Origin of the sequence: Streptomyces sp. NPDC058683 (genome assembly GCF_042716195.1) — a bacterium.
In the GTDB taxonomy this organism is placed as follows: Bacteria; Actinomycetota; Actinomycetes; order Streptomycetales; family Streptomycetaceae; genus Streptomyces.
Genome location: NZ_JBHXSK010000023.1, coordinates 19,780 through 43,184 on the forward strand (window position 1 = coordinate 19,780; position 23,405 = coordinate 43,184).

Here is a 23,405-nt window from a genome sequence, read left to right on the forward strand (position 1 = left end):
CGGCGCCGGGTCCGCCGGGCAGAGTCCGAACGGGAGCAGCTGCGCACGCCGCACCACGGGGCACGGACCGAGCAGCTGGGTGAGATCACCTTGAACGAGCATGCAGCCGTCGTCCGCGACGACGAGGTTACGCTGGCGGGCCTGCAGGTCCGGTCCGAGCCGGGCAGCTCCAAGGGCACGTCGTACATGCATCTCACTCCGCCCGACGGACGTGAGCGCATGGAGCGTCACGGTGACGCGGAGCACGCCCAGGACGCGGTGCGCCGGTTCGCCGTACAGGACCAGAACGCGGTCGCGGCGGCAACCGAACTGCGGGAACCGCAGGTCGACAGTGTCCGTGCGGCCAAGACCGGGCTGCGGAAGGCTCTTTCGGCGACGGAACAGGTGGAGGCGGCGAAGGAGCGGCCGGAGAAGATACCGGCCCGCCAGGACGCGGACGTCAGGCTCCCGAAGACGCGCGTGGCTCTCGATGACGCCCGAAGCGCGTGGCAAAGCCGTACAGGACGCCGTCCTCTCCAGCCCGCGGCTCAGCGGCGGACTGCCGCCGGCTCACATCGGCGTGTGTGCCACTTCAGGCTGCCTCATCGGCCTCCCGGCGTCCCAGGCCGAGGATCCACGGCCGTCCCGGCACATGCCCTGCCAGGCCAGGAACACGGCACCGGCGGACACCGCCGGGGGCGGTCGGCGACTCCGGCTCCGGCTTGAGGCCGCCGGCCATCGGATAGACAGTGAGAACCATGAACCGGCACCGGCAGCCATCACGGCGGACTCCGTGGATAGCGGGCGGAGCAGCCGTGGTCGCCCTGGGGGCCGGTCTGGCAGCCTGGGCGCTGGTGTCGTCCAACGACGACGGCAGCACCCCCCACTCGACACCGTCACCCTCAGTGAGGGCATCACCCCCGGTGACGGTATCGCCGTCTGTGACGATGTCGCCGACGCCGAGTCCGTCCCTGTCCCCTTCGAAGCGGCCGTCGGCCCCGAGTTCACCGGTCCCATCGGCCCCGAGTTCACCGGCCTCGGCGGCACCGAGACCGACACACACCCCCGCGCCCAGGCCGACCCGGACCGTACGGCCGGTGCCGACCGCCACCCGGCCTGCGCCCCACCGGACGACCCCGGCTCCCCCGCCGCCGGCGCACACGCCGACCACGAAGCCGGCACCTCCCCACACACCGACGCCCAGACCGTCCGTGACCCCGCCCCGGCCGACCCCGCCCCGGCCCTCGCCGTCCCCCACGACGCCCCGGCCCTCGCCGTCCCCCACGACGCCCCGGCCGAGCCCGCCCCCGGTCACCTCGCAGCCTTCGCAGACACCGGTGCCCATGACTCCCGCCCCGACGACCACCGGCAACGGACCGGGAACGACCACCTGGGTCACCTCGCCGCAGGCGGTGGCCGCCGCCAAGCGGATGGCCGCTGCCAAGGCGGTCGGCGACCCGGTCTGCTCGCTGTCGGCCGTGGGACAGCCGGACCCGAACCTCGTGCCGCAGGGCCGGCGTATCGCCATCGGGCACTACGGCGACTACTGGTGCCTGATCTGGTAGCCCGCCACGGACACAGCCGCGGCCGGCCCGCGCCGACGCGCAGCCGTTCCCAGGACCCCACCCGTGCGAGCCGGCGGCGGGGGTGGGCACGGCGCCGGGCAGGGCGCGTCCGGTGACGCGTTCACTCGACTGGGCGATCGGGCACCTCCCCGCCGCACGCTGCCCCCTGATCGGCCGAGCGCCGTCGGCCGGCCTTCCGACCTCTCCGACCGGCCCGCACCGGACGCCAGGCCGGGTGCCGCCGGCGGGAGGAGAGCGGCCCGGCGGCGCCGGCGCGAGGCGTCGAAAGGGTGAACGCGGGCGCGGTCTTCCGCCACGGCGCCGTGGCGGAACGCCCGGCGCCGCGTACCGCACACGCTCTCCATGCCCATCTCCTCACACTCGCAGAACACCGGTTCGACACAGCTCCGAGGCCGCTCCGTCCCACCGCGGACGGACGAGAACAGCTGACCTTCACCCCCGGCCACGTCGCCCCACCGCCCTTTCCTCGCCGGGTGATGACCGGGACCGCAGTGCAATCGGTGGAAAACCTGCTGCGGCACCCGCACGACGCCGGCGCGGCCATCACAGCTGACGAACACGCCGAGTGGCCCCGACCCCCTGGCCAACCCGACGGGAAGAACGATGCTGAGCCAGACCCATCGGACCGACGAGGATGGCCGAATGACGATCACCTCGCAGGCCCGTTCCTTCGACAAGGCTGCCGCCAGCTATGCAGCGAACCGCCCTTCGTATCCGCCCGCCCTGCTCGATGCGGTCGAGGAACTCGCCGACCGCCCCTTAAACGGCGCCCGCGTCGCGGACATCGGCGCCGGCACGGGACTGGCAACCGCCCTCCTCCACGCCCGCGGTGCCCACGTCATCGCGGTCGAGCCCGGCCCCGCAATGGCATCCCAGTTCCGCCTCACCCAGCCCGGCGTCCCCATCGTGCTCGGTGACGGCAACAACCTGCCACTGGCTTCAGAGTCCGTCGACATCCTCACCTACGCCCAGGCCTGGCACTGGACCGACCCGCACAAGTCCGTCCCGGAAGCCCTCCGAGTACTGCACCCCGGCGGCGCACTCGCCCTCTGGTGGAACGACTCAGACAGCTCCGTCGGCTGGATCGCCGCCCAGGACACCCGCCTGCGCCGCCTCTTCGGCGCCGGGGACACCGAACCCGACCCCATGGCCCGATTCCGCCACCTGCCGCACCAACTGAACTTCGTCACCCGGCAGGTGCCGTGGACGAGGAGCGTCCCACTCGAAACGCATCTCGCGAACCTCGCCAGCTACTCCGACTTCCTCGTCCTCGCCAAGAACGCCACCGAGACGTTCCTGGCCGCGGAGCGCGGCCTCCTGACGGAAGCCTTCCCCAACGGGACGGTCGAGGAGCGCTACGTGGTCAGCTTGGCCGTTGCCACCCGCTGACACGGCAGCAGGCCAGCGGACGGACCCGTTCCCGCGATAGAACCCCGACCTGTGCCGAAGCCCCGCTCACCTTGCCATGCGGGGCACGGACACAGACTCTCAGCTTGCTTTTCATGGTCCGGGACCCGCGCCACTGACTGTTCATGCCGATTGTCTTACGGCTATCGGCGGTGACTGAGCTGCTTCCTGAGTCCCCGTACCACCCCGACCCCGTCGCCACAGGCGTGATCATGCCTTCCCGCACCGCCTGCACCTGCTGTGGACAAGAACGCGGCTATGTCTACAAGGGCCCGGTCTACACTGCCGACGAGCCCGGAGGCCCGCTATGCCCGTGGTGCATCGCGGACGGCAGCGCCGCCGAACGGATCGACGCACACTTCACGGCGGGCACACGCCTGGGCGACGACGTACCCCTCGAGGTCTTCGCAGCGGCCGACCGGCACACCCCGGGCTTCACCGCATGGCAGGAACCCCAATGGATCTTCCACTGCGGCGACAGCACCGCATTCCTGGCCCCGGCCGGCTCCGCCGGCCTCGCCGCACATCCCGAAGCACTGGAGACGGTACGGCAGGAGACCAACGGCTGGGGCCGGCCGCCGGACCAGCTTGACCACTTCCCCGGCTCACTCGACAAGGACGGTGAAACGACCGCATATCTCTTCCGGTACCGGGTCTGCACAGCCCACCTCGCCTACACCGACTTCGCACAAGCCCTGCACACGAGTCGAACAGCACCCCGAACAGCGTCACCCACCCGGGAGTCAGGAGTACCCGCACGGCGGTCCTGCCGCGATCCTGCATGCCATCCACAGCACACTGTCCACCAAGTCCATCGGAACCAAGACCGCCACGAATGAGCCTGCCGCACCACAATCCCGGCACGAGACGTTCGACTTCACATCCCACTCCCGGAACGACCTCCACACCCGTCCGACCCGGCACGATGACACACCATTCGAACTGCGCGACACCATGCCCTACGAGAGCAGCCCCGTCACCACACCGGCCGACACCCGCCCCCAGCTGTCGACGAGCTGCGCCCACGCCAGCCCAAGGCGCCGGCCCATGACCCGGAAATAGCCGCCCATGTGCTGCGGGAGACCATGGAGGTGCCGACCAGCGACTTCCAGGACCTGCAACTGCGGCGCCGGCAGGGCGCCGATCTGGCAGCGGGACCGGCCGAGGAGTACCGGCGCCCGGTCCTGGCCCCCATGACCTTGGTCAATCCGGGTCATGTCAGTGAGATCTCCGGTGCGTTGAAGGATGCGGGCATCGACATCCACCACCTCTCCCTGAACGTCTCCCGAGAGGTTCTCGAGAAGCGGACCGACCGCCCGAGCTTCACCCCGGACACCCCTCAACAGGACAAGAAGGTTCGGCGCTGGTGCAAGGAAAAGAGCACGCGGTGCATGGCCGCGGCCGACACCCTGCCCAGTGACACGGTATTCCTGGACGGCGAGTTGGCCCCGCAGGAACTGGCCGACCAGGTGCCGGCCCGGGCCCGGGCCGGCGCAACCTCCGGGATATGACCGCGGCGGTGGCGGCTGCGGTCAGCCACTGTCCTGCTCGGCCCTGGCCCTGGCCCAGACGGCAGGAGTCCGTGCCGGACTCGATGATGTCACCGCCGACACCGGTGATCCCACCCCCGACTGCCGCATAGAGCCTTGAAACCGGCCCAGGGACCGGCCGGCGATGGGACCGCTTGAAGTGCCAGGGAGTGGTGTCAGTGGCGGCCGATAGCCTCGCGCCCCATGAGTGATCAACGGCATGAGGTGGTTGCCCGGAGGGCGGAGCACGCAGACGCCGACGGCCTCGTTGCGTGCAGTGGCGCCCTGATCGCCGAGGACGCGGGAACCCGTGATCCGAGCGTCAACGTCAACTGGCCGCGTGAACACCGACGAGAGCGTTTCACAGCCGGCATCGACGATCCGGACCGGTTGCTGCTCGTTGCCGACCAGGACGGCGAGGTTGTCGGGCATCTCACCGGCGTCGTGGCCGAGGGCTCAACGATGAAACCCATCAGGGTCGCCTCGCTGGTGAGCATGTATGTGCAGCCTGCTTATCGCCGGAAACACATCGGCAGGCGCCTGACCGGGGAGTTCACGGCCCGGGCGAAGGGGAAGGAAGCGGAACTGGCGGAAGTGACGGCGTACCCAAGTAACACCGAGGCCATCCGGTTCTATGAGAGCAATGGCTTCGCGGCCAAGTCAGTGACCTTGGAGACTCCTCTGTAGACGTATGCGGCGCGGCGCCGGCCGCCGCACGACCGGTGTAGCGGCCCGTCACTTCGAGTGCTTCTCCTCGGCTTGCGCCGTGGTCTTGGCCAGGCAGATGGACTCCGGTGCCGGTCTCGATAAGGGAAGCGTCACCGATCCGGTCCCCGTTCAACCGACCCTCAGCCTCGCCCCCCCATCGACGCCACCCGGAACACACGACTCCCGGCTACCGCCTCGCCTACCAGTTCCGGTGCCAAGGAGACCACGTCATGATCCACCGACAGCGTGACCCCCGCCTCCCGCAGTTGCTGCAAGGGAAGTTGCTCCAACAGCGTCCGCAGGTGACCTGCCACCACCGGATCCGCCGCGTCCCGGCCGGGATGAAAGGGGGGCGCGGTGCGGGAGTTGGGTGTAGCGACACGGCGGTCGGGTGATCGTCGTGTCGCCACCGGACCGCCACCGAAAGGCAATCTCATGCCCCTGCTGCGTCTCGGCGTCTCCCTCCAACCGCGCCGGCCGCTCAACGACGGAGCCATCGTGCTCCACACCGCACGCCATGCCGAAGAATTGGGCTTCGATCACGTAGCAGTCGGCAACCGCCTCCTGGACAGCGGTTTCGGCCTCGACACAGACCCGCTCGTTCTGCTGTCGGCCGTCGCAGGGGCGACGACCCGCCTGCGGTTGCTGACGTCCGTACTCGCCGCTCCGTACTACCCGGCACTGGTGCTCGCCAACCAGGCAGCCACCCTGGATGTCGTGTCCGGCGGTCGCCTGGTCCTGGGCATCGGCACCGGCAGGAACCCCGACGAACTCGCCGCCGTGGGCGTACCCGCCCGTGAACGCGGTGCACGCACCGACAACCACCTTGCCGCCGCCAAGGCCCTGTGGACACAGCGGCCCGCAGACTTCGACGGGCCGTTCACGACCCTGCACGCCGCGCACCTGGGAGTGCCCCCGTTCACCGCCGGCGGTCCGCCCGTGTGAGTCGGCGGCCACAGCGACGCCGCCCTGCGCCGTACGCTACGGTTCAGCGACAGCTGGTACGGCACCCGCACCCACGCCCCGGAGGTCACAGACATCCGGCGTCACCCGCGTAACCTCACCGGCGCCGAGAACACCGACCGCCTGACGCTCGCTTCCGCCGCGTTCCTCACTCCCCCGGATGTCCCCGCAGCGCTCACGCCACCAGGACAGCCGCTCGGCGGCCCTGAGCCCACCGCGGCAAGTGCCACCGACGACCTCCAGCAGCTCACCGAAGCAGGCCTCACCGCTCGCACCCTGTGGCTGCCCGTCACGGCTGAACATGCCAAGGAGGCCATCGAATGCGTCGCAGCCGAGGTAGCACCACAACTCACCTCACACCGTGACAGCCAAAGCCACCTGACGGACCAAGCTGGTCGTTAGTCGCACATCGACTCATTCAGGAATCCGGGGCAGTACCCACTGCGTTGACTATGCGGCGCGGTCATTTCGCAGGGCCTGGATGAGCCAGGGGTACACCGGGATCAGATTCGGTACCACCTGCCAGCCGTTGACGATCCACACCAGCCGCCAGTACCGGTCCACCCGGAGATCGTGCGCCTCTTCGAACTGCTGGGCCATCCAGTCCCGGAATCCCGTGTCAGGGATGCGCGCGAACACCTCGGCGAAGCGGTGCACGAGGTCGTCGATGACGGGAGCGCCCCCATCGCTGACCGGGTCGATGCCTGACTCCATGGCTTCGGCCACCCTCTGACGGGTGAACTCCATCAATCCCTCGCCGGCATCGCGCTCGATGTCGAGCAGGCGCCCGGCGGCCTGGCGTGCGGCCGTCCGGCGCATCCGGGCACGGAAATCCTCATCATCGACCAGCTCGGCGAGCTCCACCCACGCGGCGACCTGCTCGCTGGACGGATCATCAGGAAGGTCGGGAGTGGCAGCGCGAACCATGGCAACCGCGGCCGGGTCGGCGTCCACGTTGCCGAAGGTGCCATCCACGAAATCGTCGATCAACCGTCGGCGTTCCTCGCCGGACAACTGTGTGAGCCTGTGCACGAGCTTGATCTCCTTGGGATCGGACCCGTATCCGGCCACGACTCGCAGAACGCTCCGACGCAGTTGCAGCATCCGGATCTGGACGTCCATGGCGTCGGCATGCGCCGCGGCGACTTCCGCCACCGAGAGCTCACAGTCCAGTACCCGTTGAATCGTAGGCAGGTCCATGCCCAGCTCGCGCAGTGTGCGCAGGAGTTCCAGACGAAGCAGTGCGTTGAGGTCGTAGAGCCGATAACCGGCGGGACTTCGGGTGGTCGGCGCTACCACCCCCGAATCGGAGTAGAACCGGATCGTCCTCACAGACAAGCCGGTCCGCCGAGACAGCTCCCCGATCGAGTAGAGGGTCGTAACGTCCATGTCCCCCACTCTGCCGTCTCCAGTCACTGGAGACTCAAGGCTGTTCCCCAGCTGTCCCCCGACCGAGACGGCCTCCGAGTTGCTGAAGCATGCGTCGCGTGCTCTCCGCTGACCTCCAAAATGAAACGGGCACGCCCTGCACGTGCTGGGCGGGCGATGGCAGCGACAGGCGTCACCGCTCGCTGGCGGCCTACGGCTACGAGCCCTTGGCTCAATCATCTAGGCACGGCGAGGGCGATCACGGCTTAGGTATGGCGTTCCCCCTCAGCGCGCTTGCGGTCGTAGAACGTCCGGGAGTTAGGGTCGTAGCGGACACTCGTCAGGGCTGACATGTAGAAGATGCGCTGAAGGCCCCGGTGGTAGTGGCGGGGGCGGTGCAGGTTGCCATTGTGCTTCCCGGAATCGTTCGGTGCCGGCGCCAGGCCGGCGAATGCTGCCAGCCCGTCCGGGCTGGCGAAGCCCGCAAGGTCAGGGCCGATCGCGGCAAGGAACTCGGCGCCCAGCAGCGGGCCGATGCCGGGCATGCTGGCCACGATCTCGGCCAGCTCGTGCGCGCGGAATCGAGCCTTGATGAGCCGGTCGACCTCGGCGACTTTCTCGTTCAGAGCCCGGACCTCCTGGGCAAGCGTCCGAACGAGTTGGGCGATCACAGCCTCGCCAGGAACGACGGTGTGCTGCCGCTCTGCGGCCTCCACCGCCTTTCTTGCGAGCTCCTCGGGGCTGCGGACGCCGCGGGCGCGCAGCCATCGGGTGAGCCGAACGATGCCGAGGCGGCGGAGGGCTGCCGGAGTCTGGTAGCCGGCCAGCAAAACAAGCGGTCCGGCGCTGGTCAGGATGAGCGTACGTTCCAGCGCGGGGAACATGCCGGTCAGGGCAGAGCGCAGCCGGTTGATGGACCGAGTGCGGTCGCGGGCCAGGTCGGCGCGGTGGTTCGTCAGCAGTCGGGGTCGCTCGCCGCGCAGTCCGGCGTGCCAGCCGTCGTGCCGTTCGTGGACCGTCTTCCACCTGCAGAAACGCTCGGGAGGATCACGCCAGCTGATCCCAGTCCGCTTCCGTCGCAGGGCTGCCTTGATCACCCTCCTGTGACGGGCCCATCTCTCTCCACGCCGCCCGCTCAGCAGGCCCTGAGGCTCCAGCGACGCGACGCCGGGTATCAATGGCGCTTCCGCCGGCCGGGCAGGAACCGGGGCGGGAAAGCACTCCGGAGGTACAGCGGTGGCCCCAGGCCGCCGAGTGGCATATTCATGAAATAGCAAAGTCGGCGAACCAGGGAGAACGGTGCGATGACGTCAGGCGACAAAGCAATCACCTGTCCATTCGACTTCAGTAAGGGCCTGGAGTTCGATCCCTCCCTAGCGGCGCTCATGGACCGTGGATCCATCGCCCGGATCCGGCTCCCCTACGGTGACGCCGATGCCTGGCTGGTCACCGGCTTCGAGCAGGTGCAGCAGGTGACAACTGATCAGCGGTTCAGCCGGGCAGGGATCATGGGGTCCGACTTCCCCCGGCTGACGCCGGAGCCCATCGTCTCCGCCGAGTCGATCAATGTGATGGACCCGCCGCACAGCAGCCGCCTGCGCCACCTGGCGTCGCAGGCGTTCACCCAGCGGCGGGTGGACGCGATGCGAGCAAGGATCACCCGCCTCGCGGACGCCCTGCTCGACGAGATGGCTGAGCAGGGACCGCCGGCGGATCTCGTAGGCCATCTGTCGAACCCTCTCCCCCAGCACACCGTCTTCGACCTGCTCGGCATTCCCCGGGGCGACTGGAGCCGGATGCAGCAGAACCTGCAGCGACTCCTCGCCACCGGCCCGGACAGCCGCACGACCGCCGCAGCCGCCAAGACCGAACTGCGCGACTACTTCACCGCGCTGGTCGAACAGCGACGGAGTTCTCCCGGCGACGACCTGATCAGCGCGTTGGCCACCGCGAAGGACGGCGAGGACACACTCGACGACCAGGAAGTGGCCGTCATGGCGCTCACGCTGACACTCAGCGGGCAGGACACGGCCACCTGCCAGATCAGCGATATCTGCTACCTCCTCCTGACCCGGCCCGAACTGATGAAACGCCTGCGCTCCCGACCGGAGACCCTCACGGACGTCCTGAACGAGCTGCTCCGCGTCATCCCTTTCCGCAAGGGAGTCGGCATTCCCCGCGTGGCACGGGAGGACGTGGAGATGGCCGGGGTACGGATCAGAAAGGGCGACTTCGTCCATGTGTCGTACCTGACGGCGAACCGCGACCCGCAGCGATACCCGAACCCGCAGTCCATCGACCCCGACCGGCCCCCAGCACCGCACATGACCTTCGGCTGGGGCGGGCACCGCTGCATCGCCGTACCCCTGGCCATGGCAGAACTGGAAGTAGCCATCGGACGGCTGCTGGACCGGTTCCCCGGTCTGCGGCTCGCGGTCTCACCTCAAGAAATCGTCTGGGACACCCAGACAATCCGACGCTTCCCGATCGAGCTGCCCGTCGCCTGGTAGGAGACGCGCACTGATCCCGCCACACACGCCCACCCGACTCCGGCAGGCACACCCAGCACCTCGTAGCAGCCACAGCGCGAACCCGACACGCAAAAGGACTTTCCCCATCGTGATATCGAGCCCCACGCGTGACGGGACGTGGTCACGTCCGCGTTGATGTAGAGAGTGCTGTCCGGCGTCACGTTGACGGTGGCACCGCTCCCCGCCTGCGCCGCCGTCGGTTCCGTTCTGGCCTGCAGCGCCGGTGGCCGTGACGGACAGTTGGGTGACCCCTGCAGGGCGGCGGTGGAGGAGGTCGCCCCTCGGGAGCCGGTGATGGATGCCGTGATGGGGGCGCCGTTCAGGCGGGTGAGGACAGGCACCTGGCCGTGCAGCGGGACAGCGAGCGTACGGCCGCCTGATCCGAGCCGGTCTGCCGCACCGCCGAGCCCACCGCCGCCCCACCCGGCGTCGCAGATGGTCGGCAAATCCGGACGCCGGACGCCAGGGTCGCGGATCAGGGCTTCCAGGTGCGCAGGAGAGCGGCGATCTGTTCGGCGGTGCAGCGCGGACTGTTCAGCTCGCGGGCCAAGGCCGAGAGCTGTTCGCGGGTGGGGTCGACCGGGATGTTCGACGCCGCAAGGTACATGACGGCGACGGCGCAGGCGACGGTGAGGTTGGAGTGCTCCAGCCACCGGCAGCGTCCCAGCGAGTGCACGAGGGCCGCGGCACGCGCGTAGGGGCCGTCGTAGACGGGTCGGTCGAAGAACTCGCCGCGGTGACGGGCGACGGCTGCGACCGGAACGCCGTAGTCGTCCACGCTCGGATCGCGATGACCGGCCCGTTCGGCGACTTCCAGGATCCAGGACTCGTCGACGTGCACGATCACGCCGCGGCCCCCGGGCGCACGTCGCCGGCCGGCTCGTCGAACTGGCGCTCCAGGTCATCGAGGAAGCCGCCGTGCCGGTCGATGAGGCGCTGCGCTGCTTCCATGCCGGCGGCCCGCGCGCCGGTCGTGTCTTCCACGATCAGCCGCTCGACATACTTGTTGAAATCGAGTCCGCGGGCCTTCGCGGCGTCCTTGCCGGTGGCGAGGACGTCGGGCGAGAGGCGGAGCTGGGTCTGCTTCCGATCAGAGGCCATACCAAATGGTAGCAGGGTGGTAGCAGTCAGGAAGGTTCGTGACCAGATCACGGAGTGACCCAGCAGTCCATCCCGGCCCTGTCCCGGGGGCAGCTGCCCCCGGGGAGGCGGGCCAAGTATCCTCAGACCCACGCTTGGAAGGTAGGACAAGCTCGCGGCGGGCGCGAGCCGCTGGACCTGGGCGCCGCAATCGACACGCTGGTGACCGAGCGGGCCTGGGACCTCCCAGCGGCCGGCGCCGCCCTGCCGCGGCCCTGGTTAGAGCCGGTCACGTTGAGCGGGGCGGGCCGCAACCGGCAGCTCCAGGGAAAGTGTCTCAAGGGGATGTGACCGCACATCGTCCCCGACGCCGGACAGAGAAGCGCGGTCTGCGCCTGTGGCCGGTCGGCACCGTGCTCGCCCTGACCTTCGCCGCCGCCGTCCTCGTGGCGGCCGCCGTGTTCTACACCGGGTGGGACCTGCTCGGCGCCCGGGAACTCAAACCCGAGCACCGCATCGACTCCAAGACGCTCTTCGACCTGGTCAAGCTGTCCTTCGGTGTGGTCGCCGGCGCTGGCGCCCTGGTTGCCCTGGCGGTGGCCTACCGGCGTCAGCGTGTCGACGAGGACGGCGCCCTGCGCGAGGCCACCCGCCTGCACACCGAGCGCTTCACCGCCGCCGTCGCCCAACTCGGTGACGCGTCCCCTGCGGTGCGCCTTGGCGGGGTGCACGCTCTGGCGGGCCTCGCCGACGACGCCCCCACCCGGGACCTGCGCCAGACGTGCATCGACGTCCTGTGCGCCTACCTTCGCCTGCCCCACACCAACGAGGCCGACCTGCCCGCGAACGACACGGAAGCCCGGCACGCCTACCGGGCTGTGCGGGAAGTCCGGCACACCGTCATCCGCCTCATCCGCGACCATCTCCGCCTCGCCCCCGAAGACCCGCACTCCTGGCAGGGCCACGACCTCGACCTCACCGAAGTCAGCTTCGACGGCGGAGACCTCTCCTTCGCGGTGTTCTCCGGCATGGTTGACTTCCGCGGCCCGACGTTCTCCGGCACTACGGTCGACTTCGGCTTCGCCCGGTTCTCCGGCACGGTCGATTTCCGCGGCGCGGAGTTGTTGCTCGGTTGTGGGCCCAGCCCATGCAGTGGGGTCGGTCCTTAGGGATCTTGCTCATCAATCGGTTGATACATGAGTGGCGAAAGTGTACGGGGGCTCACGCGCTGCGGGCGCGGGCGGCCAGTAGGGCGGCCAGGATGCACGGCGCGAGCAGCAGTCCGAAGGCGGCACCGTAGCTGACGGCGTCGGTTGAGCCGGCGCCCAGGCAGGCGTTGAACAGGGCCGAGGAGACGCCCAACACTGTTGTCTGGCCCAGGTTCTGGGCGGTCTGCATCGCGCTGCTGGCATAGCCCTGCCGACCGGGCGGACTGTGGGTGAGTGACAGCACGGTAAGGGAAGGGGCATAGATGCCCATGCCGATGGCCGCGATGACCATGGCCGGTGCGGCGGTGTACGCGGGCGTCGCCGGAATCGTTCCTGTGACCGCGACCAAGACCGCAGCTGCCTGCACGAGTGCACCGGCCACGACCAGGCGGTGGCGAGGGCAATGCTCCAGCAGACGGCCTTGCACCCAGGAGGAGCCGGCCCAGGCCACGGCAGCACCGGTGAAGGCCAGGCCGATCATCAAAGGAGGCGCGCCCCGGTCGGTGACCAGCAGCAGGGGCACGTAAGCCTCCAGAGTGAAGAACACCCCCGAACCCAGGCCACACAGCAGCACCGTGGCAGGCAGGCCGCGCGCGGCACGCCAAGTGCCCGCAGGCAGCAGTCGTGATGCGAACGCCACCAGCAGGGCGGAGCCGCCCGCTGCGAACAGCAGATGGTGTATGTCCCAGCCCGAGACGCCGTACTGTCCCAACGCCGCACCCAGGCTTACCGCTGTCGCGACCATCAGCGCAGGGCGCGGCGGTCGGTGGTTCGACGGGGCGGGTGTGGCCGCCCAGGAAGGGCCGCACAGCACGGCCACCACCATCAGCGCGGGCAGCACGGTGAGCGCGGCCAGGCCGAAGAACACCGCGCGCCAAGACCACCACTCGGCCACAAGTCCCGCCAGCGGGGGACCGGTCAGCGACGGGACGATCCAGCAGGCACTCATCAAGGCCAGCGCGCGCGGCCGCAGGCGGTCCGGATATGCCTGGCCAATGGCAGTGTTGATCGACACCGCGACCATCCCGCCCGCCAGGCCGTCCAGGAAGCGTCCAGCCGCCAGCTGCCAGATCGACGTGCTGGCGCCCGAGACCAGCAGGGTGACCACGGCCAGCGCCATGCCCGCCGCCAACGGACGCTGCGGCCCGACACGGTCTGCCCAATGACCTCCCAGGACCCCGCCGAGCAGACTCGCGGCCACGAAACATCCCGCCACCAGCGGGTAGAGCGACACCCCGTCCAAGTCTCGTGCGGCCGTCGGCAGTGTGGGTACCACTGCCAGCGCGGCGAGCCCGGTCAGGAACATCACCGCCGCGAAACACGATGTGGCGGCAAGGTACGTCCCGGAGAACAATCCCTCGGCTGTTTCGGATTGCGCCAGCGGACGCTCAGCCGCCGTTGTCGTGTCGGAGACCTCCACGTTCGGTTCGGTGGGTGCAGGCGGCCCACTGGATGAACGCTTCGGATCATCAGTCACGAGCGCACAACCTATTTGGAGCACGCGATTGCGTGCCACGCCTTTTCGGCCTGCCCCGCACCTCGGACGCGGACCGGTCCCTGCTATCTGACCAGCGCAAGAAGCCTAGGGCGCCGGAGTCGTCCGAGTTGACTCCGAGGGCCTTTTCGGTCATGCGCCTGAGTGGAGGCGTACCGATCGTGGCGGATGGTGTGGTGCGGGACCAGCCGAAGCGGCCGCTCCCCGGGGGGGGCAGCGTGTGGCTGCCTGTTCTGCCCGGGCTTTGGTCTGGGCGAGGCAGTAGGAGTCCGTGCCGGTCGAGGTGCCGGAGCCGCCTCCGATGCTGTTACCGCCCGCGGAGCTTCCCCGTACCCAGATCATCGAACGCAACCGCCACCGCTACGAGGACATCCACCGCTTGGTGGACAAACGCTGGACCATCAGCGCCATTGCCCGCCGTCTGAACCTCGACCGCAAGACCCTGCACCGATTCCGTGACAGGGACCTCGACGAGTTGCCGGCCTCCGCCCGCGAGCGCCGCCCCAACAGCGTCCTGGAGCCGTTCAAGGCATACCTCAACTCCCGCTGCACCGAAGCCCAAGGCCAAATCAGCGGCACCCGGCTGTTCCTAGAGATCCAGGCTCGCGGCTACCGAGGCAGCCACCAGGTCGTCCGCAAACACCTCGCCGCCCTCCGTGCGGGCACGGTCGAACCGGTCCGGGCCGACATTCCCAGCCCTCGCAAGATCGCCTCGTGGATCATGCGGCCGCGCGAGACCCTCACTGAAAGCCAGGATCAGCGCCTGCTTCAAGTCCGGCTCGCCTGCCCAGACATCACCCGCGCGTGCGACTTGGCCCGCGCGTTCGCCGACCTGGTACGTCATCGGCGCGGAAACCTGCTACTGGAGTGGATCCGCCAAGCCGAGCAGGACGCCCCGAAGCCAATGCAGGGCTTCGCCGGCTTCCTCCGTCTGGACCTCGACGCCGTCACCGCCGGCCTCACCCTGCTCTGGAGTTCCGGCGTCGTGGAGGGACACGTGAATCGCGTGAAGACCCTGAAGAGAGCGATGTATGGCCGGGCCTCGTTCGAACTCCTCCGAATCCGCATCCTCACCCAGCCATGACTCGGCATACCCGATACTTACGCAGGTGGGCACACCTACCAGCGATGACAGCGACAGACCGCTCGATACCACCCTGGCCGACATGGCCAACAACGTCTGCGGCATCCTCGACGGGGGCATTGATCCCACCCAGGTGGCATCCCGATTGGGCTCATTTGGCTGGAGGACACGGTCGTCCTCCTGGTACTCCTACGAACGGAAACCGCTTGGTGCCGCATCGAAATCGATCAGACCGACGACGGGACAACCCTGATCAATGGCGTGATCGACCCTCAGCGGATCGACGACTTGGCCGCGCTCCTTACCAGACTCGACTGGCAGCACAGCCTCGAACTCTCTGACGAGAACGACAACGTCATCGAAGAGCGCCACCACTGACCGGCAACCTCACGAAACTGCGGACAGAGCCGTTTTCAAAGAGCGTCATCAACGTCGGGGTGGCAGTTCGGAAAGGCCCCTGTTGCGAGAGAGCCGGTGACAGATACTGACGTCCATGGCGATGAGCGTGGGCCTGGAGCCGAAGGAGCAGAAGGCAGCCCTTGAGGGTGTGATGCCCTGGCTGACCCCGACAGGTCTTGCGTCGCAGGCGCTGGAGAAGCTCGACCGACCGCTGCTGGCCTGGATGCAGGACACCGAGTTCCACATGTTTGACTCGGCGGCGCACTACGCCGAGTACGCAGACGAGCCAGGTGGCCTGTCCCGGCTGGAGCGGAAGATCGCGAAGCTGCCACCCCGCCCGGAATGGGCGATGGAACGCGTGTGGTCTCCGGACGAGGAGACCGACGAGGCGTATGACGCCGCCTACGCAAAGACGTCTGTGACGATCGGCGGCCGCCGGCTGCATCCGCGTGACCTCGATGCCTACACCACCATCGCCTACGAACTCGCCGACCTTGCCGACCAGGACGAGGACTTCGACCCGAATGACGTGGAGAACGAAGACGATCTCGTCCGTGGTGACCTGGAGGCCGGGTTGGCCTGGGCCGCCGCCGGGGTCTGCGTCCTGCAGCAGTCGCTCCCCTACCTCTTTGGTTTGGCGACGTCCTGCCGTACAGCCCGGTCGACAACCGGCCCGCTCACCGCCTGGTGTACGCCTATGCGAACCTGCTAGAGCTGAAGCACCCGCGCAAGGCCGCCGCATGGTTCACGGCGATGGTCTACTTCAGCCCGACGGACAACATGGGCGCCCGCTTCCTCGCCCCAGAAGGGCCGTCAGGCTCCTTGTCCTTTGGAAACTGACTCCCCCAGCGGTAAGGGAACCGGTGGTCCCGGCGCGTGAGTCAACGCTCTGCAGGCCGAACTGCCCCCGGACAGCGACCTGACGTTCACACAAGGCCGCCACCGCTGAGAGCAACTCACGTACGCTTTCCGGGACTTGGACGCATGGGGAGGCGACGCGCTGTGAGACGTAACGCTGCTCGGCTGGCTGCGGCCGGCGGACTGGTGATCCTTTTGGGGTCGTCGGCGGCCTGCTCGTCCGAAAAGGGCCCCTCGCGCAGCGGCAGTGCGGCTCCCTCCCCCAGCACATCGGCACCCGTCATCACCGTGGCGGAGGCTGAGCGGGTCTTCGAACAGTACGACCGTACGAACGCGGCCGCCGACGCCGCCCTCGACAGCTCAGCCATCCGTGGGGTGCAGACTGGTGTCCTGCTGAAGGAGTCACTCGCCACCTATGACATCCACCGCAGGGCCAAGACCACGGACACGGCTTCCCGCCTCACCCAACCCCGGTTCCTGATCCCGGCCGCAGACGCCTCCCACGCCTACCCCCGCTCCTTCGCCGTCCTGAGCAAGAGGAAGGGAAACGAGGACGACCGCTCCTCGTCGCTCTTCTACTTCACGCAGACGGAAGCGAAAGGCCCCTGGAAGGCAACCGCCGCCACCTGGGCAGTGACAGAACCCTTCACATCACCGTCGCCCTCGGCAGCCACGCCGACTCCTTCCCCCACCCAGGACGGCAAGACCGTAACCGTGAAACCGAAGCAACTCCCCGAGGTGAGTCAAGTCGCCTCCGGGACGGCACGGTTGTCGACAACGGCGGCGGCCGACCGTGCCGTGTGTAACAGCTTCGCCGACTACCTCAGCTTTTCACCCCCACACGGGCAACCCACCGACGACCGCTTCACGCAGGGCGGCTTCACCAGCCAGCTCGTCCGGTACTTCAACGGCTGGGCGAACGAGGCCCTCGAACGCACCATCAACTACACAACGACCGGCGCGGATCTTCCCGTGTTTCGCCTGTCCACCGGAAGCTCCCTCGTCGCCTGCACGTACGTCCGCGAACACCGCGTCTCAGGGGTCGGTGCGAGCGGCACCGTCCGCTTCGACAAGGGCACGGACACCGACGCGCTGCTCGGCGGCGGCAGCCGGCAATGGCACGGTGTGAGGGAAGTCAGCAGCATGACGGCACTGATCGAGGTGCCAGCCCGGAAAGCCGCACCAGCCACCGTCCTGGCGTGTGACTGCTATGACCCTCAACTGCTGTCAGCGACCGGTGTCCAGCCCGGAAGCTGAGCTTACGAATTGCGCGAAAACGGCCTGCACAGCCCGGATATGGGTGGATGCCGGCCCCGGGGATCAATCGAACCGTGTTTGGCGCTGAGATTGATCATGGCCGTCCAGCACAACTTCGAGATGCGGGGTCAGGCTTCTCCGGAAGCCCATTGGGCCCGGATGATGGGTGGCTACCCCCCGCCGGGTGCCGGTGGAATTTCTGACTGATGAGCAAGCGGCGGCGTTCGGACGATTCGTGGCGGAGCCGACGTGGCCCGAGCTGGAGCGGTTCTTCTCACCGCCAGTGTCCCGGACGCCGACGCCCTGCGCCCGCTGCGCGATCCTGACTTGCCGGAGCTGGACGAGGGCGACGACGGGAGCGGTCAGGAGTGACGGGCAGGACCTGGCCGGCGGCGCACGGCACGCGGCCCCCTACTCAGGGTGACTGCGGGGCGCCTTGTCGCAGGCCGTCGAAGAGGAGGGCGGTGATCTGCCGGGCCTCGACCAACCAGCCCTCCGTGGCGCGCATTCCGCAGATGCCGCCCAGGGCGCGCAACAGGGTGGAGCCTGTGACGTCGTCGCGGACGGTGCCGGCCGCGCTGCCGGCTTCGAGCAGCAGGGAGAGGGCGTTGGCCATACGGGTGCGTGCGTCGTCGAAGACCGGTGAGTCCGTCGCCATGATGCTTTCCAGCACACTGGACATCCCCTTGCCCACCGCCGCGTGGTCCACGAGCAGCAGCAGGAAGCGCCGCAGCGCCTCCTCCGGGGCGTGTTGGTCCAGCAGGAGGCCGGGCGCGGCGCACAGGTCGTCGACCTCTTTGCGGTAGACCTCCTCGATCAGCGCTTCGCGGGTTTCGAAGTGGCGGTAGAGCGTTCCGACGGCGACGCCGGCGCTGCGGGCGATGTCCTCGACGTGCGCGTCGGTGTCGCCGCCGAGGAACGCCTGGCGGGCCGCGGACAGCAGTGCCTCGCGGTTGCGTCGCGCGTCGGCGCGCAGCGGGCGTGATGCCGGCAAGAGAACCTCCATAAGGTGAGTCCGGTTCCGTTTACGTGTACCGTTTCCGGAGTCAGGTTCATCTTACGGAGGAGAGACCCCATGCCCATCACGGACAGCAGCCTCGACGGCCTTCGGGTACTAGTCACCGGCGGCAGCCGGGGCCTGGGCGCGGCGACCGTGCGCCGCTTCGTCGCCGCGGGCGCGATCGTGCTGACGGCCTCCCGCAGCCGGCCCGAGGAGGACAGCGGTGCCACATTCCTCGCGGCGGACCTCTCCACGCAGGAGGGTGTGGCCGAACTCGGCCGCCGCGTCGTCGAGCAGGTCGGCGGCGTGGACGTGCTCGTGAACAACGCGGGCGCGGCCAGCGCCCCGGCGCCGACCCTGAGCCGGTCGGACGAATCCTGGCAGGCGGACCTGGAGATGAACCTCCTCAGCGCCGTGCGCCTGGACCGGGCCCTGGTGCCGGGAATGGTTGAGCGGGGCTCCGGCGTCGTCGTGCACGTCTCCTCGATCGCCAGCCAACTGCCCCAGCGCACCGAGGCGTCCTACGCCGCCGCCAAGGCCGCGCTCAACACCTACAGCCGCGAACTGGCCACCGAGGTCGGCGAGCACGGGGTGCGCGTGGTCTGCGTCCTTCCCGGCTTCGTCGTCACCGACGGTGCCACCGCCCACCTGAAACACATGGCCGAGAAGCAAGGCATCACCACCGAAGAGGCCACGCGACAGATCGTGGACCACCTGAAGGTCCCCATGGGCCGCCCCGGAGATCCCGAGGACGTCGCCGAGATGATCGCCTTCCTCGCCTCCGGCCGCGCGAAATGGCTCACCGGAGCACAGTTCCGCGTCGACGGCGGCATCATCCCGACCGTCTGAGCAACCACCGACAGCACGAACGGGACACTCCCATGCCCATCATCCTGACCTCCGTGATCATCGACGCCGCCGACATCGAGAAGGAGAGCTCCTTCTGGCACCGGCTGCTCGGCGGCTCCCTCACCCCCACGCCGACCCACCACTTCATTCAGACCCCCGGCCTCCCGGTGATCGTCGTCCAGTCCGCCCCCGGACACACCGCCCCGAACTGGCCGGACGGCACCTCCCAGCAGATGCACCTCGACTTCGGCGTCGACGACCTCGCAACCGCCGACTGCACGGCCACCGACGCCGGCGCCACCCGACTGCGGCCCACCGACGAGATCACCCCGGAAACCCGCACCGGTAGCCGCGTCTACGCCAGCCCGGCCGGACACCCCTTCTGCCTGCGCTCGACCTGAGCCGGTCGCCGATCTTCAGGCTGTAGCCGACGGCAGTGCCTCGACGGAGACCGACGTGAACACCAGCGGTCGGCCCGTGGTCTCGTCACGTCCGTAACGCGTCTGAAGAGCGGTGACCACCACTTCGCTCCAGTGAAGACCGATCACGTCCCCGCTGGCCGGCACGGGGAGCAGGCCCTCAACCCGGTAACTCACCAGCTCTGTCTCGTCTGGGGACAGGAACGTCATGCCGTGCTCCGGCAGTTGACCCATCAAATCGGGAGTCGAGTCCTCGACCTTCCCGATTTCGTCGTACACAGACAAAGCACTTCTCCTTCGTCCGCCGCGGTGACCACCTTGCCGCCACGAGGCGCAGGGGTTCAGAAACTCCCAGGACCTGCCAGGTCTACCGATGGCCTTGAGGGTCTCGGGGCGTTTGACGGTCTTGCCGACGTCGTAGCGGGGTGCCCGGCGTTCGTTCTTGGAGCCAGGTGGCCGTCCGGGGCCGGTGCCTGTGAGTTTGGGAACACGGGTCGGGCAGGCGAGGCGAGCGCGGATGTTCCTGAACCCCCGACGGACCCGGGCCGGGGTGAGTCGGTCGGAGACGGTGGATTTCTCCCAAGGCCGACGGAGGTCCGCGGCGAGGGGCCGGGCGAGCCGGAGCTGAGTGTGAGCGACGATCACAATCCTGGTCCAGTGGTCCGCCGCCTCGGGAGTACGGAGTTTCGGGGTGGTCCAGCCCAGGGTCTGCTTCGCGAAGCGGAAGGTGTTCTCCAGATCGAAGCGGCGGAGAAATGCCGCCAGCAACGGTCCACATCGTCCGGGATGGCGCCGGTCTTCGAGGACCACAACCACACCGGCGGGGCATCCCGGTCCTTCGACAGATGCTCGGCCCTCAACCGCATCAGAGTTCCCTCAACCAGCGGAAGTTCACCATCATGGTCGAGCCGTGAGGAACGGTGAGTGAGTCACGGGTGGACCCGGTCCCAGGCCTGGGTTTCGGCCTTGCCGTAGTTGGTGGTGTGAGTGACCGTGGTGATCGCGGGCTCGGGCCAGGTCTCCGGCTTGGCGAAGCGGAATTCCGGGCCGTGCTTGGGCGGCCGGCCGTTGACGCCGTGCATCCGCGGTGGCTTCGGCAGACGCATGACGCGGTCGGAGCGGACGCGGCCGACCAGCTCGACCGGCAGGTCACGCAGGACCCAGGCCAGGCGGGTGACGTCGTAGCCGGCATCACCGACGATCACGATGTCCGGGTCCCCGGCCTGCCACTGGCCCGCGGTGATGAGCCGCTCCACGACACCCCGCACCTGAGCGGCGGTGATCGCGGTCGCGTCGTCCGCCGGGCCGAGCCGAACCGCGTCCAGGATCGCGGTCCATGACGTGGCGCCCGGCTCCAGCACAGCGACGAAGGAGTAGGGCCAGCCCGGAATGAACTGCGACGCCGTCTTCGCACGGCCGTAGACGTGGCAGAACAGGCGCTCTGCCGAGCATGGCGCGTCAGAACGCAGCCACGGCGGCACATCGACCGCCAGGACCAGGCGCCCGCCGTCGAATCGCGGAAGCGACAGCCTGGCCAACACCGCCCGCAGCCGATCGACGTCGTTCCAGCCGTGGTTCAGGCCGCCGTACATCGCTCCGAGCCCACGACGATGCTCGGGCAACAGCGTCAGATCGACCACGGAATTCACCGCACGGTCCGCACACAGCACCGCGTCCACCAGCTCGAAATTCGTCGCGCCGAGCGGTCAGACACCCGTAGAACTCTCCCCAAAAGGCTGACGCCTCCACGAACGCTTCCCTCCGGACAGCATCAGCCAGCAGACTCACCCTCACGGCCTTCGTCTTGGTCATGTGCACCTTGGTCGGAGCACAGGATCAGACGAAGGCCGCCCCCACGTCTGGCGAATCCCCATGCGACCGAATCCGTTCGAGACGCCATTCGAGACCGTGGCACCATGTACCGCATGACGACGAACCGAAAGGTCCATGCCGCGTAGACGGCCAGGACAGATCCGTGCTGGCGCCCCCGCCAGCCACCGGACAACGGGTGCAAGGCCAGTCATCGACGGCCTGTCTTCGCGTGCACTGTCCGAGATCATCCGTCTCGAGCACACCCGCAACTATCTGCAGCCAGGCGACGTCAGCGCGGCTGTGGGCCTGTGGAAGGACTACGTCCACCAGCCCGAGCGCGATCTGTGGCACGACTACGAGTGGGGCAATGTGCACTGGTACTGCTGCGGCAACCCTCTCGAAGCCCGAGCCCTCCTCGACACCGTGATGCTGGCCGTATCGCCACGAAGCGCCCGCGAGCTTCGAAAGATCATCAGCCGGTCAGACGCCGTCTGGAACCTTCCGTCCCCGCCCTACGACGCGGACGGAAGATAAAGAACAAGCTCAAACGCCGGGCCGGCAGAGGACGTCAGGACGGTGCTTCGGGGACAGTTCCGACCCAGTCGTGCGCGTCATAGCCAAGAGCCACCCGGGCTGCTGCGCGGAAGTCACGGAGCGCGGCCTGCTGCCACGCCGAATATTCCCCAGGCTGGATACCGCTGGTGTCCTGTAAGACGTACGCACGCGCCGTCACGAGGCGGGTCGCGTGCTGGTGCAGCTTCCGGGCGGCTGACACCACGCGGGCCGGGCCGCACAGTTCGACCAGGGAAAGCGCGTCGTAGGACGCCCCCCACGCGGCCTGGCGCACCTCTTCCAACTCCGGTGGCAGACGCGGGTCGTTGTTGGGCGCATTCCCCTCCAGTTCCATGCCGGCCTTCTCGCACTCCATGCTGGCCGCCAACATCGCGTGATAGGCCACCTGCCGCTGATCACGAATCCAACGCTCATCGTCCCGTCGCAGCTGCACGGAGAAAATCTCCAGGCTCGACCGTGCGGTCGCCTTCGCGCCCCACAGGGCTGCTACCGCTCCAACTCCCGCGCCCAGCAGGCCGAACAGCCCACTCATCCATTCACCCATGCGGCACAGTCTCGTCGCCCCGGCGGCCCACAAGTACGCCACCAACCGGCTCGACGGCTCTCCAGGAGATCAAGCCTTCAGATAGCGAGCAAAACGGGCGTTCGCCCCGCACGGGCAGGGTGCATCGTGCAGTACGGCAGCGGGGCAGTCCTCGGCGTGCTCAAGCGAGCCCTCGGCCGGCGCGAAGTACATGGCCATGGGGCCCGTGGGCTCCATGAGGGGAGGCTGTGTCACCGTGCCGTACGCGTCGCTCCATCCCGCAGTGCGGCAGTCCTCGCGCAGAGGACCACGGCTCCGAGAACTCGCCATACCCGAGGCACTCTCCGTCAGCGGGCGGCAGCACGAACACGCCATCAGCCCGCATACCGGGGTGACGAGTGCCGGGATACACGATCGTGTAGTAGCCCTTGCCGTTGTCACGGACCTCACCCCACGTAGTGCCGTCAATCCCGATCGGCTCTCCGCTCTCGTCACCGCACTCGGTATAGACGTACAGGTCCACCCATGTGCGGGGGTCGATCATGCTGCCGGGGCGTCGGTCGACGTGGACGAGCCGCCGCGGGCACCGCTCCTCATCCACCGCGAAGCTCCTGTCCAGAGAGGCCGGGCAGGGCCCATCGTGTTCGCACACTTCACGCGGGAACACGCCGTCGTAGGAGCCCCCTGAACAACGACACGGGAGCTCAGGCGGACTGGGGCGCAACAGCGCCTCGGCTCGCGCCCGGCCCGTCTTGCCCAGGAGCGGGAGCGGGACAG

General features: G+C 68.4%; 22 protein-coding genes and 3 pseudogenes. 14 read left to right on the forward strand and 11 right to left on the reverse strand.

Annotated features, from left to right (window positions below):
- Positions 1-571 precede the first annotated feature (571 nt).
- A complete protein-coding gene (locus ACFWXC_RS25240) occupies positions 572-1,324 on the reverse strand; it encodes a hypothetical protein (RefSeq protein ID WP_384482169.1) in 753 nt (250 codons plus the stop codon).
- On the opposite strand from ACFWXC_RS25240, the gene ACFWXC_RS25245 reads away from it, so the two are divergent.
- The 6 genes from ACFWXC_RS25245 to ACFWXC_RS25270 all read left to right on the forward strand — a co-directional run bounded on the left by ACFWXC_RS25245 (position 1,323) and on the right by ACFWXC_RS25270 (position 6,154).
- Positions 1,323-1,544, forward strand: coding sequence for a hypothetical protein (locus ACFWXC_RS25245; RefSeq protein WP_384482171.1), 222 nt, complete (start codon positions 1,323-1,325; stop codon positions 1,542-1,544). The genes ACFWXC_RS25240 and ACFWXC_RS25245 overlap by 2 nt on opposite strands.
- Positions 1,545-2,207: 663 nt before the next feature.
- On the forward strand, positions 2,208-2,954 hold the full coding sequence (locus ACFWXC_RS25250) for a class I SAM-dependent methyltransferase (protein ID WP_384482173.1): 747 nt from the start codon (positions 2,208-2,210) through the stop codon (positions 2,952-2,954).
- A 143-nt stretch (positions 2,955-3,097) separates the two neighbouring features.
- Positions 3,098-3,811, forward strand: coding sequence for a CbrC family protein (locus tag ACFWXC_RS25255; protein ID WP_384482175.1), 714 nt, complete (start codon positions 3,098-3,100; stop codon positions 3,809-3,811).
- Between the two features lie 246 nt (positions 3,812-4,057).
- Entirely contained in the window at positions 4,058-4,483 is a 426-nt protein-coding gene (locus ACFWXC_RS25260; RefSeq protein WP_384482177.1) for a TmrB-like protein, read from the forward strand.
- Between the two features lie 222 nt (positions 4,484-4,705).
- The gene (locus ACFWXC_RS25265) at positions 4,706-5,188 is read left to right on the forward strand and encodes a GNAT family N-acetyltransferase (protein WP_384482179.1); all 483 of its coding nucleotides are present in this window, start codon (positions 4,706-4,708) and stop codon (positions 5,186-5,188) included.
- A gap of 456 nt (positions 5,189-5,644) precedes the next feature.
- The gene (locus ACFWXC_RS25270; RefSeq protein WP_384482181.1) at positions 5,645-6,154 is read left to right on the forward strand and encodes an LLM class flavin-dependent oxidoreductase; all 510 of its coding nucleotides are present in this window, start codon (positions 5,645-5,647) and stop codon (positions 6,152-6,154) included.
- A gap of 468 nt (positions 6,155-6,622) precedes the next feature.
- Here the strand turns inward: ACFWXC_RS25270 and ACFWXC_RS25275 are convergent, their stop codons facing one another.
- The 3 genes and pseudogenes from ACFWXC_RS25275 to ACFWXC_RS25285 form a co-directional block, all read right to left on the reverse strand.
- The gene (locus ACFWXC_RS25275; protein WP_384482183.1) at positions 6,623-7,561 is read right to left on the reverse strand and encodes a MerR family transcriptional regulator; all 939 of its coding nucleotides are present in this window, start codon (positions 7,559-7,561) and stop codon (positions 6,623-6,625) included.
- 251 nt (positions 7,562-7,812) lie between these two features.
- Positions 7,813-8,505: pseudogene (locus ACFWXC_RS25280) on the reverse strand (transposase); the annotation flags it as partial.
- Positions 8,506-8,538: 33 nt separating this feature from the next.
- Positions 8,539-8,817 (reverse strand): annotated as a pseudogene (locus ACFWXC_RS25285) (transposase); the annotation flags it as partial.
- A gap of 27 nt (positions 8,818-8,844) precedes the next feature.
- Between ACFWXC_RS25285 and ACFWXC_RS25290 the strand changes: the two are divergent.
- Positions 8,845-10,050, forward strand: a complete 1,206-nt coding sequence (locus tag ACFWXC_RS25290) for a cytochrome P450 (protein ID WP_384482185.1) — start codon at positions 8,845-8,847, stop codon at positions 10,048-10,050.
- A gap of 496 nt (positions 10,051-10,546) precedes the next feature.
- Here the strand turns inward: ACFWXC_RS25290 and ACFWXC_RS25295 are convergent, their stop codons facing one another.
- Entirely contained in the window at positions 10,547-10,918 is a 372-nt protein-coding gene (locus ACFWXC_RS25295) for a fic family toxin-antitoxin system, toxin component (RefSeq protein WP_384482187.1), read from the reverse strand.
- Positions 10,915-11,172 carry a hypothetical protein gene (locus tag ACFWXC_RS25300; protein WP_384482189.1) on the reverse strand — a complete coding sequence of 86 codons (258 nt, stop codon included), beginning with the start codon at positions 11,170-11,172 and terminating at the stop codon, positions 10,915-10,917. Before ACFWXC_RS25300 ends, ACFWXC_RS25295 begins: the two co-directional genes overlap by 4 nt.
- 326 nt (positions 11,173-11,498) lie before the next feature.
- On the opposite strand from ACFWXC_RS25300, the gene ACFWXC_RS25305 reads away from it, so the two are divergent.
- Positions 11,499-12,320 (forward strand): pentapeptide repeat-containing protein, encoded by an 822-nt coding sequence (locus tag ACFWXC_RS25305; protein WP_384482191.1) that lies wholly within the window; start codon positions 11,499-11,501, stop codon positions 12,318-12,320.
- 52 nt (positions 12,321-12,372) lie between these two features.
- Here ACFWXC_RS25305 and ACFWXC_RS25310 read toward each other — a convergent pair whose 3' ends face one another.
- On the reverse strand, positions 12,373-13,665 hold the full coding sequence (locus ACFWXC_RS25310; protein WP_384482404.1) for an MFS transporter: 1,293 nt from the start codon (positions 13,663-13,665) through the stop codon (positions 12,373-12,375).
- A gap of 460 nt (positions 13,666-14,125) precedes the next feature.
- On the opposite strand from ACFWXC_RS25310, the gene ACFWXC_RS25315 reads away from it, so the two are divergent.
- The 4 genes from ACFWXC_RS25315 (at position 14,126) to ACFWXC_RS25330 (ending at position 17,824) form a co-directional block, all read left to right on the forward strand.
- Complete coding sequence (locus ACFWXC_RS25315; protein ID WP_384482192.1) at positions 14,126-14,938, forward strand: transposase; 813 nt, start codon at positions 14,126-14,128, stop codon at positions 14,936-14,938.
- A gap of 493 nt (positions 14,939-15,431) precedes the next feature.
- On the forward strand, positions 15,432-16,049 hold the full coding sequence (locus ACFWXC_RS25320) for a hypothetical protein (RefSeq protein ID WP_384482194.1): 618 nt from the start codon (positions 15,432-15,434) through the stop codon (positions 16,047-16,049).
- 434 nt (positions 16,050-16,483) lie between these two features.
- Entirely contained in the window at positions 16,484-17,452 is a 969-nt protein-coding gene (locus ACFWXC_RS25325) for a hypothetical protein (protein ID WP_384482196.1), read from the forward strand.
- 249 nt (positions 17,453-17,701) lie between these two features.
- Positions 17,702-17,824, forward strand: a complete 123-nt coding sequence (locus ACFWXC_RS25330) for a hypothetical protein (protein ID WP_384482410.1) — start codon at positions 17,702-17,704, stop codon at positions 17,822-17,824.
- A gap of 43 nt (positions 17,825-17,867) precedes the next feature.
- Here ACFWXC_RS25330 and ACFWXC_RS25335 read toward each other — a convergent pair whose 3' ends face one another.
- Positions 17,868-18,446, reverse strand: a complete 579-nt coding sequence (locus tag ACFWXC_RS25335) for a TetR/AcrR family transcriptional regulator (RefSeq protein ID WP_384482198.1) — start codon at positions 18,444-18,446, stop codon at positions 17,868-17,870.
- Positions 18,447-18,527: 81 nt separating this feature from the next.
- On the opposite strand from ACFWXC_RS25335, the gene ACFWXC_RS25340 reads away from it, so the two are divergent.
- On the forward strand, positions 18,528-19,301 hold the full coding sequence (locus ACFWXC_RS25340) for an SDR family oxidoreductase (RefSeq protein WP_384482199.1): 774 nt from the start codon (positions 18,528-18,530) through the stop codon (positions 19,299-19,301).
- Positions 19,302-19,333: 32 nt separating this feature from the next.
- Positions 19,334-19,702, forward strand: a complete 369-nt coding sequence (locus ACFWXC_RS25345; RefSeq protein ID WP_384482201.1) for a VOC family protein — start codon at positions 19,334-19,336, stop codon at positions 19,700-19,702.
- Positions 19,703-19,717: 15 nt separating this feature from the next.
- Here ACFWXC_RS25345 and ACFWXC_RS25350 read toward each other — a convergent pair whose 3' ends face one another.
- From ACFWXC_RS25350 to ACFWXC_RS25360, 3 genes and pseudogenes are all read right to left on the reverse strand, one after another.
- A complete protein-coding gene (locus ACFWXC_RS25350) occupies positions 19,718-19,999 on the reverse strand; it encodes a hypothetical protein (protein ID WP_384482412.1) in 282 nt (93 codons plus the stop codon).
- Positions 20,000-20,071: 72 nt separating this feature from the next.
- A pseudogene (locus tag ACFWXC_RS25355) lies at positions 20,072-21,532 on the reverse strand (NF041680 family putative transposase); the annotation flags it as partial.
- Positions 21,533-22,100: 568 nt separating this feature from the next.
- Positions 22,101-22,649 carry a hypothetical protein gene (locus ACFWXC_RS25360; protein ID WP_384482203.1) on the reverse strand — a complete coding sequence of 183 codons (549 nt, stop codon included), beginning with the start codon at positions 22,647-22,649 and terminating at the stop codon, positions 22,101-22,103.
- Positions 22,650-23,405: the final 756 nt, after the last annotated feature.

What these genes read in the sequence shown, in the direction of transcription:
- ACFWXC_RS25340 (WP_384482199.1), top strand. Translation starts at nt 18,528, where the DNA reads ATGCCCATCACGGACAGCAGCCTCGACGGCCTTCGGGTACTAGTCACC.
- ACFWXC_RS25270 (WP_384482181.1), top strand. Translation starts at nt 5,645, where the DNA reads ATGCCCCTGCTGCGTCTCGGCGTCTCCCTCCAACCGCGCCGGCCGCTC.
- ACFWXC_RS25290 (WP_384482185.1), top strand. Translation starts at nt 8,845, where the DNA reads ATGACGTCAGGCGACAAAGCAATCACCTGTCCATTCGACTTCAGTAAG.
- ACFWXC_RS25310 (WP_384482404.1), bottom strand. Translation starts at nt 13,665, where the DNA reads ATGTTCCTGACCGGGCTCGCCGCGCTGGCAGTGGTACCCACACTGCCG.
- ACFWXC_RS25255 (WP_384482175.1), top strand. Translation starts at nt 3,098, where the DNA reads ATGCCGATTGTCTTACGGCTATCGGCGGTGACTGAGCTGCTTCCTGAG.
- ACFWXC_RS25360 (WP_384482203.1), bottom strand. Translation starts at nt 22,649, where the DNA reads ATGGGTGAATGGATGAGTGGGCTGTTCGGCCTGCTGGGCGCGGGAGTT.
- ACFWXC_RS25265 (WP_384482179.1), top strand. Translation starts at nt 4,706, where the DNA reads ATGAGTGATCAACGGCATGAGGTGGTTGCCCGGAGGGCGGAGCACGCA.
- ACFWXC_RS25300 (WP_384482189.1), bottom strand. Translation starts at nt 11,172, where the DNA reads ATGGCCTCTGATCGGAAGCAGACCCAGCTCCGCCTCTCGCCCGACGTC.
- ACFWXC_RS25260 (WP_384482177.1), top strand. Translation starts at nt 4,058, where the DNA reads ATGGAGGTGCCGACCAGCGACTTCCAGGACCTGCAACTGCGGCGCCGG.
- ACFWXC_RS25320 (WP_384482194.1), top strand. Translation starts at nt 15,432, where the DNA reads ATGGCGATGAGCGTGGGCCTGGAGCCGAAGGAGCAGAAGGCAGCCCTT.
- ACFWXC_RS25245 (WP_384482171.1), top strand. Translation starts at nt 1,323, where the DNA reads ATGACTCCCGCCCCGACGACCACCGGCAACGGACCGGGAACGACCACC.
- ACFWXC_RS25240 (WP_384482169.1), bottom strand. Translation starts at nt 1,324, where the DNA reads ATGGGCACCGGTGTCTGCGAAGGCTGCGAGGTGACCGGGGGCGGGCTC.
- ACFWXC_RS25250 (WP_384482173.1), top strand. Translation starts at nt 2,208, where the DNA reads ATGACGATCACCTCGCAGGCCCGTTCCTTCGACAAGGCTGCCGCCAGC.
- ACFWXC_RS25275 (WP_384482183.1), bottom strand. Translation starts at nt 7,561, where the DNA reads ATGGACGTTACGACCCTCTACTCGATCGGGGAGCTGTCTCGGCGGACC.
- ACFWXC_RS25345 (WP_384482201.1), top strand. Translation starts at nt 19,334, where the DNA reads ATGCCCATCATCCTGACCTCCGTGATCATCGACGCCGCCGACATCGAG.